At 66.0% G+C, this 9,497-nt stretch carries 8 protein-coding genes and 2 rRNA genes; all 10 read right to left on the bottom strand.

The window, feature by feature from the left end; genetic code table 11:
* Positions 1-786 (bottom strand): hypothetical protein (locus VEW47_03130; protein HYS04162.1); only part of this gene is annotated, 786 nt, incomplete at its 3' end.
* A gap of 132 nt (positions 787-918) precedes the next feature.
* Positions 919-1,050: a hypothetical protein gene (locus VEW47_03125; GenBank protein ID HYS04161.1), complete on the bottom strand. Its 132-nt coding sequence runs from the start codon at positions 1,048-1,050 to the stop codon at positions 919-921.
* Between the two features lie 14 nt (positions 1,051-1,064).
* Positions 1,065-2,027, bottom strand: a complete 963-nt coding sequence (ruvB, locus tag VEW47_03120; GenBank protein HYS04160.1) for a Holliday junction branch migration DNA helicase RuvB — start codon at positions 2,025-2,027, stop codon at positions 1,065-1,067.
* A gap of 243 nt (positions 2,028-2,270) precedes the next feature.
* Complete coding sequence (gene ruvA / locus VEW47_03115; GenBank protein HYS04159.1) at positions 2,271-2,888, bottom strand: Holliday junction branch migration protein RuvA; 618 nt, start codon at positions 2,886-2,888, stop codon at positions 2,271-2,273.
* 73 nt (positions 2,889-2,961) lie between these two features.
* Positions 2,962-5,919, bottom strand: a complete 2,958-nt coding sequence (locus VEW47_03110) for an alkaline phosphatase family protein (protein ID HYS04158.1) — start codon at positions 5,917-5,919, stop codon at positions 2,962-2,964.
* Positions 5,920-5,923: 4 nt separating this feature from the next.
* Positions 5,924-6,427: a crossover junction endodeoxyribonuclease RuvC gene (gene ruvC / locus VEW47_03105; GenBank protein HYS04157.1), complete on the bottom strand. Its 504-nt coding sequence runs from the start codon at positions 6,425-6,427 to the stop codon at positions 5,924-5,926.
* A 6-nt stretch (positions 6,428-6,433) separates the two neighbouring features.
* Positions 6,434-7,189, bottom strand: coding sequence for a YebC/PmpR family DNA-binding transcriptional regulator (locus VEW47_03100; GenBank protein HYS04156.1), 756 nt, complete (start codon positions 7,187-7,189; stop codon positions 6,434-6,436).
* Between the two features lie 100 nt (positions 7,190-7,289).
* A 5S ribosomal RNA gene (gene rrf, locus VEW47_03095) occupies positions 7,290-7,406 on the bottom strand.
* A 38-nt stretch (positions 7,407-7,444) separates the two neighbouring features.
* Positions 7,445-9,058: a hypothetical protein gene (locus VEW47_03090; protein HYS04155.1), complete on the bottom strand. Its 1,614-nt coding sequence runs from the start codon at positions 9,056-9,058 to the stop codon at positions 7,445-7,447.
* Between the two features lie 244 nt (positions 9,059-9,302).
* Positions 9,303-9,497: ribosomal RNA gene (locus VEW47_03085) — 23S ribosomal RNA — on the bottom strand; the annotation flags it as partial.

Genomic DNA, 9,497 nt, shown 5'->3' with positions numbered 1-9,497 from the left:
CGTGGCGATGGCGAGGTGGGCCTGCAGCCACAGGCGTCTTTTGCTGACGCACCAGGTACGGCGCCGCAGGCGCGCCAGGAAATGGCGCAGCCGGGCGTTCGTGTGGTTGATCGGGAACAGCGGGTTGCCCCGGTCGCGGCGGGCGGAGGCCGAGTGAGTGCGCCAGACGAAGCGAGCCCCGAGGAGCTCCCTGCCGAGCCGGCCGTACAGGGACTTCTGGTCCGACTCGAGAACGACGGGCGCGGCGTGAGCGAGGCTGCGCAGGCGGCTGAGGACTTCGTGCACGGCCCTATGGGACTGGGACGGGCGACGGCCGTGGAGAGCCTCGTGCTCGGCCCTGAGCCGCCGCTGCCTCGGGGTGAGCCGTCCCTTGCGCCGCAGCGGTCCGACGGCGGTGGCGACGATGAACAGGGAGGAGCGCTGGATGAGCACGGGGACGGTGACGGGCTGGTAGCGATTCGCCTCGAACGATTCGAGCTCGTCGAGCTGGAACGGACCGGGGATGCGTGCGGTGGCGAGGCGGTTGGCCTGGAACTGCACGGCGTGCCGGGCGAGCCAGGCGAAGCGACGCTCCACGGTGCGCCGCGCGACCCGCAGGACCCGGGCCGCCTGCCGCAGGCCGACGCAGGCGACCATGAGGTCGAGACAGGCGGCGTTGATGAACGGCTTCTTCTGGCTGCGGTCGGCGCGGAAGGTCTGGCGCGAGAAGCCGCGGCCGCACACCCTGCAGCGGAAGCGCGGCACGGTGTGGCTGCGGCACAAAGGATGATACGACCCGTCGCGCACGAAAAAACCCGGGTCAGGGCAAGAGTGGGCCCGGCACTCGGTATGCGGACAGCGGACTGGAACGAACACGGGAGCCTCCACGCGACGCGGGGAGACTCCCTGTAGAAAGAACCGTGCCGGGAGCGAGAAAACTCAGGAAGTCGTCAGCGACGCGTGATCGGAGCCCCTGCGGAGGCTCTCGAAGACCAGCCCCCGGCCGGACGTGAACAGGAGACCGCGCTTCCCGTCCTCATCCGGACGACCATCCGCACGCTTGTCGGGCATTTTCCCCAGAGAACCTAGAAAAGCGTCTTCTGGTCTCGTCGTCTCGAAACTTTCAGGTGTTCCAGTGCCCTGTCGGTGACACGCCGCCCGCGCGAAGTACGGTCGAGGAAGCCTATCTGCATCAGATACGGCTCGTACAGCTCCTCGATCGTATCGCGCTCCTCGCCGAGCGCGGCCGCGATGGTGTTCACTCCCACCGGCCCGCCTTCGAATTTCTCCTGGATGGTCAGGAGAATCTTGCGGTCCAGCTGGTCGAGTCCGTAACGGTCGACCTCGAGCCTCTCGAGATGGCGCTCGGCGACCGGACCCGTGATGCTCACGTCGTCCTCGACCTGGGCGAAATCGCGCACGCGCTTCAGGAGACGGTTGGCGATGCGCGGGGTGCCGCGGGAACGGCGGGCGATCTCCTCCGCCCCGGAGCGGTCGACCTGGATACCCAGGATGCCCGCCGAGCGCTCGACGATCTTGACCAGGTCGCCTGCGGGATAGAAATCCAGGTGATGCACGATTCCGAAGCGGTCCCGCAGCGGTCCGGTGAGGAGTCCGACGCGGGTGGTCGCGCCCACCAGTGTGAAGCGCGGGAGATCGATCTTGACGGTGCGGGCCATCGGACCCTGACCGATGACGATGTCGATGCGGAACTCCTCCATAGCCTGGTAGAGAATCTCCTCGAGGGTCGGCTGCAGGCGGTGAATCTCGTCGATGAACAGGATCGTGGCCGCCTCGAGGTTGGTCAGAATCGCGGCCAAGTCGCCGGCGCGCTCGAGCGCGGGACCGGAGGTGCTGCGCAGGCCCGTCCTCATCTCCTGCCCCAGGATGTGGGCGATGGTGGTCTTGCCGAGGCCAGGTGGGCCATAGACCAGCACATGATCGAGGGGCTCGTGTCGCTCGAGGGCCGCCTGGATGAAGACCCTGAGGTTGGACTTCATCGTCTCCTGGCCGATGTACTCGTCGAGAGTGCGAGGTCGCAGCCGCAGGTCGACGCCACGGTCATCAACATGACCGCCCGGATCGAGGAGACGATCGGCCGTCGGTCCGCCGGAGTCGAGAAATCCTCCCGGCGCATGCGGCGAGCCGGGCGGGGTCGTCGGAGCCGTCGCGAGCGGCGGGTGGCGGCGTCTTCCTTTGGACCGATCGCGCTCGCGGTCGTTCTGCAACGTCGTTCTCCTCGGGACCCGGGGCCGGCTTGCTTCGCGAGCCCCGCATGCGGGCTCGCGCTTTCAGCGGGACAGGATACGCAGCGTCTCGCGCAACAGCGCCTGGAAGGGCGGTGACGGCGCGTCGGCGGCCTTCAGGACGCGTCCGGCCGCATCGGCGGCGACACGCACATTGTAGCCGAGGTTGACCAGCGCGGAGACGAGATCCTGCCGGAGGTCGCTGTCCGCGCCGCGCGCGCCCTCCCCCGCCGCGGAGCCGGGCTCAAGGGAGGGACGCAGGGATTCGATCCGGTCGGCGAGGTCGACCACGATCCTCTCCGCCGTCTTGCGCCCTATCCCGGGGACGGAGGACAGACGAACGACGTCGCGCCCGCGCACCGACTCGAGCAGACTCGCTGCTCCCATCCCGGAGAGGACGGCGAGCGCGGTCCTCGGGCCGATGCCGCTGACCCCGATGAGCCGGGAGAAGATCTCCTTTTCGAACACGGTGTGAAATCCAAACAGCGCGATGACGTCCTCACGCACGTGCGTGTGGACGTGCAGCTCGACACGACTCCCAGGCTCGCCGAGCTCATAGTAGGTGGAGAGCGGGATCGACACCTGGTATCCGACGCCGCCCACGTCCACCACCGCGGCCCCGGGCTGCTTGTCGAGCAGCGTACCCGCCAGGCGCGCAATCATGCGGCCCTCCCCGTGGACTCCGCGATCCGCGACAGGTCCGCGGCCGTTTCAGTTTGCAACTCCTCTCCCCGACTCATCTGTAAGGCAGGTCCCCTGCCTGACCCCCGGTCTCGATTTCGGACCGCAACCTGAGCGCGTCCGGCTGCCGCGGGTTGATTCGGAGAGACTCGCGCAACGTCTCCAGGGCTTCCTCGTTGCGGCCGTTGACGTGCAGCGCGTAGGCCAGGGCGTTGTAGAAGGGCGGCACCCTCTGGCCCATGCCCTCCGCGTCCTTCACGAGCCGGCGGGCTCCCTCCAGATCGCGTTTCATCCCCAGGGCCACGATCAGGTTGGTCCGCGATTCCGGGTTGCGCGCGTCCTTGCGCAGGGCCATCTGCAACACCGTCACCGCGTCGTCCGCCCTCCCCTCCTGCAGGTAGAGCGAGCCCAGATTCGCCAGGGCGCCGACCAGGTCGGGCGACGCCTGGACCGCCCTCTTCAACTCGGCCTCGGCGCCCTTCAGATCATCCTCTCTCCGCAGGACCAGCCCGAGCCAGACGTGGTGCATGGCCGAATCCGGATTCTTCCGCAGAGCGGCCTGGATCATCGGCTTCATCTCCGCGGTCCGCCCCTGCCCGTCGTAGAGCGCGAACACTTCCCCCATCGCCGGAACGGAGGTGGGATCGAGGACGAGTGCCCGCCTGAGGGCGGCCTCGGCGTCCGCCGGACGTCCGGCCGCTGTGTAGAGCATTCCGAGCGCGATCCGCAGGGCGAGCTCCTGGGCCTTGCTCCTGCTGAAACTCGGCTCCAGTCCCTTCAGGTAGGCGGCGCCGTCCACGGGCTTGCCCATCCGTATGAACAGGCCGGCGATCCTCATCACGGTCGGGTAGCTCGAACCGCTCTCCTGCCGCACGATCCTCTGCAGGTACTCGAGAGCGTCATCCAGGTTGCCGCGCCCCTCTTGGACCGATGCCATCCCCGCAAGCGCTTGCGGGGCCGCCGGATCGATGCGCAGAGCCGTCCGGAACTCGGCTTCCGCTTCGTCGTATTGCTTCTTCGCGAGATAGACCGCCGCCAGATTCGTGTGGTACAGGACCGTGGGTACGCCCGTCGCAGTTGTTTCGGCTCCGCTCCGGGCTGGCGATGCGGCGCGTGCCCCACCCTGGGCCTCCGCGGGCGCCGCGGCGGAAGAGGGTTGCCTCTCCTCCCCGCCCCCGATGTAGCCAAGGGCCTTCAGCTGCTCCTTGATCTGCTGTTCGGTCGCCTCGTCCGTCTGGGCTGCTGCCGCCTCTGTGGGGCCTTCCAGACCTTCGTAGGAAGGGACACGGGTCACAGGGTGCGCCGCCACGAATTCCCGCGTCAGGGCGGCCTCCAGGACCTTTCCGGGCATGTCCTCCGGCACCGGGAGCCCGAGAAGGTGGAGAATGGTCGGTGCGATGTCGAACAGCGTCACTGTGGGGACCTCGCCGTGGCCCGCCAGTGGACCGCCGATCAGGAATATCCCGGTGAGGTCGTGCCAGAGCCCCGGTTTCCCCTCGATGAACGGCTTGTCCTGCTTCGGCCGGCTCGCCCCTGATGCGAATCCGTGGTCCGAAATCACGATCACCGTCGCCCCGGGGGCAGCCTTGAGGATGTCGCCGAGAATGCGGTCCTGGTAGACGTAGAACTCGTCAACCGCGTCCTTGAAGCGCCTGTAGTCGCCCTCGGGGCAGAGCTGCGCCTGGGGCGGTGAGCAATGCGCGAAGCGGTGGTTCACTTCGTCGACCCCCTCGAAATAGACGGAGAACAAGCGCACCGGCGAGCCCGCAGAAGACTCGCGCGCGAGCAGGTCGAGCGCGATCCGCCGGTACGTTTCGGTGGCTGCCAGAACCCGGGTCATGACGTCGATCGACTGATCCATCTCGGAGAGGCCATGGCGCCGCGATGCCGCCGCGCGCGCCCGCTCGAACTCGGCAGGGGTGATGTGCAGGAACCGGGCTATCTGGGGGTAGCTCACCGAGGCCTCGGAGACCCGCAGCGTATCGACCACGGAGGCATAGTCCGGTGGATAGACGGCACCCCGCCCCTGCTTCGGTCCGGAGAGATCGAAGGTGGAGTAGGCGACACGGTCGGAGATGAGGTGACCCTGGATGCTCTCCGCCGGCCAGGTGGCCCACCAGGCGATGAAGTCGGAGGATAGCCCGGCCTCCGTGAGGATGTTCCACATCGCCTTGGCGCGACGGAAGGTCGAATTGATTGGTACCATCCGGCCGGTGCGGGGATCGATGACCAGAAAATCGTTGATCCCGTGCCGATCGGGCGTCTTTCCGGTGGCCACGGTGGTCCACAGGAGCGGAGACAGCGTCGGGACGTTCGAACGGAGGCGGGCCCAGGCCCCCTGCGCCTTAAGGCGTGACAGGTTCGGCAACCTCCCGCGCGCGGCGAGCGCATCGATCGGGTCCCAGTCCCCTGCGTCGATTCCGACGAGGACGACGCGCGCGCCGGTCTCGACGCGGCGGCCGTAGATCGTCGCCCGCTCGAAGGAAGCGCGCACCTCGGGCGGCAGGACCGGTTTCCCTAGGGAGATCTGGAGACTCGGACCGACCTTCTCCTGCAGCGCCCTCTTCGTGAAAGCGACGATGGCGCCGCTCGCCGTCCCGGAGGCCAGCTCGTATATGCCGGTGGACGCCGCGGCCTTCTTCAGCTGCTCCTCGACGAGCGCCCGCACAGCCGCCGTCACACCCCCCTCCCCGCCATCGACCTGCAGGGACAGGAGAGTTTGGCGGTCCGGCCACACCTTCAGAGTGTACGGAATGTCGAGGGCGCTCCCCTCGCGAGAGGCGGCGGTGAGCGTGGCCGTCACGGCGACCGCGCCCTGCGGGAAGATCTGCACGCGCTGCAGTATCGGCAGCCGCAGCGAATAGCCCGGCATCCTGAGATCGGGTGTTCCACCGCCGCGCCAGGAGACGAGGGCGAGGTCCCCCGGGCGGACGCGCACGACGAACGCGGCGGTCGCCGCCACGACGAGCGCCGAGACGCCCAGGAGGATGGCCGCTGCACGTCTTCCTGTCATGGCTTCAGGCTTGCGCGGCGCTTTCCCGGATTCGATGGAAGGGCAGGGCATGCGCGTGGCAGATGGCGACCGCCAGAGCGTCGGATGCGTCCAGGATGAGGGGCGCCGCGCCGAGTCCCAGAAGGAGCCGGACCATCCGGCGAACCTGGTCCTTGTCCGCAGCACCGCTTCCGGTCACGGCCTTCTTGACCAGCCGGGGCGCGTATTCGTAGACCGGCACGCGGGCCTTCATGATCGGCAGGATTGCGACTCCCCGGACGCACCCCAGCTTGAGGGCCACCCGGCTGTTGCGGGCGTGAAATGCGTCCTCGACGGCCGCCCCGTCCGGTGCGACCCTGTGGACCAGCTCCTCGATGGCGGCGGCGATGTACGGCAGACGATCGAGGAAGCAAAGTTCAGGGGGTGGGATGATCGCGCCGTGCGCCAAGGCCCGCAGGCTTCCTGTGCCGCTCTCGACGACCCCGTAGCCCGTCACGACGGATCCGGGATCGATGCCAAGAATGAGCATCGACGATCAGGATGCTGCCCGCTGCTCGGTGATCTCCGCCTCGTCGATGTCGAAGTTCGCCCAGACATTCTGGACGTCTTCGTGCTCCTCGAGGGCTTCCATCATCGAGAGCAGCTGCTGGGCCTTCTTGCCTTCGATCTTGACCGTATTCTTCGGGACCATGGAGATCTCGGCGGACGTCGCCGGGATCCCCTTCCCGGACAGCGCCTCGTTGACGGCATGCAACCGTTCGGGCGGAGACAGAACCTCCCAGTTCCCGCCGTCGTCCCGGACGTCGTCCCCCCCCGCGTCCAGGACGACCTCGAGAAGGGCTTCCTCGGATGCCTTGTCCTTGGGGATGACGATGTAGCCCTTCTTTTCGAACATCCACGAGACGCAGTTGCTCTCCCCGAGGTTTCCACCGAACTTGGAAAACAGGTGACGAATCTCGGGAAGCGTCCGGTTGCGGTTGTCGGTCAGGGTTTGTAGATAGACTGCGACGCCGCCGGGACCGTATCCTTCGTACGAGACCTCCTCGTACGAAACGCCCGGGAGCTCACCGGTCCCCTTCTTGATGGCCTTTTCGATATTGTCCTTCGGCATGTTGGCGGCCTTCGCCGCGAGGACGACGGTGCGCAGGCGCGGATTCCCCTCCGGGTCGCCGCCACCGACGCGCGCCGCCACGGTGATCTCCTTGATCAGTTTTGTGAAGACGCGGCCACGCTTGGCATCGGCCGCCCCCTTCTTGTGCTTGATGGTGTGCCACTTCGAATGCCCGGACATGAAAGGCCTCTACGGATAGGAGGTCGTCGCCCGCATTGTATCGCGGGATCGGCCAGAAAGTGAAGAAGCCCGTGGGAAAACCCACGGGCTTCAGAATTTATCCCGGCGATGTCCTACTCTTCCACGCCGTTGCCAGCGCAGTACCATCGGCGCTGAAGGGCTTAACTACCGTGTTCGGAATGGGAACGGGTGTGACCCCTCCGCTATGGTCGCCGGGAAACTTATCAGACCGCGCGAAACTCTATCACACAATCTCTAGAAAGAGAACTTGAACCCGAAACCCAGCGCGAACCCGCCCATCCGGATGCGGCCTCCCTGGATGATGTAGGTGTCGGCCGCATTGTCTCTCGCGGTCGATCCGAAACTGGCGAAGCTCCCGTCGGAATTTCTCGGGAACGCCGGACAGCCGGATTCCTTGAGCTGGGCGAACGGGCCGAGCTGGTCGGGGCGCTGCGGGCACCCCTCCGGCCAGATGTAGTTGGCGGTCGTGGGGCACGCAGGCAGCCCCGGACGGCCGCATTGGCAGCGAGGATTTCCGCCCCCCTGGGGCGTCGTGCAGATGTCGACCCCGTAGATCAGGAACCGATCGAGGTAGCCGTTGCCGTTGGCGTCCTCCGTGTCGAGAAGACCATTGTGCGCGCATCGGTCACAGGGGATCCGCACCGCCTCTCCCATCTCGTTCTTGGTGAAGGTGCGTGACCCCGGAGGCAGCTGGTACAGGAATCCCTCATCCTCGCAGAACACGCCTGTAGTGGGATCGCAGATTGCGTCGAGCGCCCCGCTCATGTTCTTGTCCTCGGTCTCGAGCATGCCGTCGTTCTGGCACTCCGGGCACTTTTCGTGGAAGTCCTGGTTCGCCGGCACGCCGATGTCCTCCCACAGGAACGGCTGGTTGACCGAGCCCTGCTGCTGGAGGATGAGCCGGCCCTGATCGATGACGGCGAAGCGCACCTGGTGCGCGTCGTCGGTACGGATATCGATCGATCCGCTCGTCCAGACGTAGCGCGCATCGACGTAGACCGAGGTGTGATCGGTCATGTAATAATCCACGCCGCCCACGGCGTGCCACTCCCAGGAGTTCTTGACGTTCGCCTCGAGCGGACCGGGATTGAAATCGGTGCAGTTCCCGCCGTTCTCGCGCCGGCAGCGGTTGTTGATGTTGTATTCCCCTTCGTCCGCGACCGTGACCCGGAAGCTGGGATCGCTGATGAACGCCGCGGTCCGATTGAACTCATCCCCCTTCTTGAGATTGGTCACGATGTAGCCCACACCCAGACCGATGTAAGGATCGAGCGGACTCTCCGGGCGGAAGCGGACCAGGCCGCTCAGGTGGATGGGCATTTCCGTGATCGTCCCGACCGGCAGAAACGTGTTCTTCTTCACATCGTCGGGGAGCTGCGCGGTCCATTCCCAGCAATCGGCCGCGTTCGCCGGATCGGGGCCGCAGGCGCCGACCAGCGTATCGTTCGGCGAGGAGATCCCCTGGGTCACGTTCCGGGTGTAGAACTCGATGTTGCCGACCGGAGCCTTCATGTAGGAGGCGGCGGCCTCGACGGCAAGCCAGCGGGTCAGACCGTAGCTGGCGCTGAAATCCAGCTTGAAATTATCCCGGATGCTCGCCTGGTTCATGATATTGATGTCGGGACGTTCGTCTACAGAGCCGACGGACGGCAGGCCGTTCTGGTCCACGATCCCGCTCGCGATCGCGAGATCCGCGTTGCTCCGGATGTAGTCGACCGTCGAGAAATAGGACAGGCCGAACCCGAACTGCCACTTGCCTTTGGTGTCCTCGGCGAGCAGGCGCGATGAGCCGGCCTGCCAGGAGAGTCCGACGAGTGCAAGAACCGCAATGCGCTTCAGTGGCCTCATACGCCCTCGGTTGGCTTCATTTGAAGGTGCTGCCTGTCGGGCACAGAATACGCCGAAGTGTCTATACGATCAACGGCTTTCTGAGCGGTTCGCTGTACGCATACAGCAGGTTGAGCCCACCCGAAAGACCGTTTTGTAATCGTCTGATTAGGCTACGGCACAGAGGGATCTGCCTGGAGGGATGGATCGGGATCGACCCGATCCTGACAAACGATCCGGTAAACTCGCAAAGGCGGGGCGAACTATGGTCAAGCCTCACGGCCGATTAGTACCGGTCAGCTCAGTGGGTTGCCCCACGTACACCTCCGGCCTATCAACCTGGTCATCTCCCAGGGGCCTTCAGTCCGCCCGAAGGCGGAAGGGATACCTCATCTTGGGGAGGGCTTCGCGCTTATATGCTTTCAGCGCTTCTCCTTTCCGGACATAGCTACCCAGCGCT

This window comes from Candidatus Dormiibacterota bacterium (genome assembly GCA_035635555.1).
GTDB lineage: Bacteria > Acidobacteriota > Polarisedimenticolia > Gp22-AA2 > Gp22-AA2 > Gp22-AA3.
This window is presented reverse-complemented; position numbering and strand designations above follow the sequence as displayed.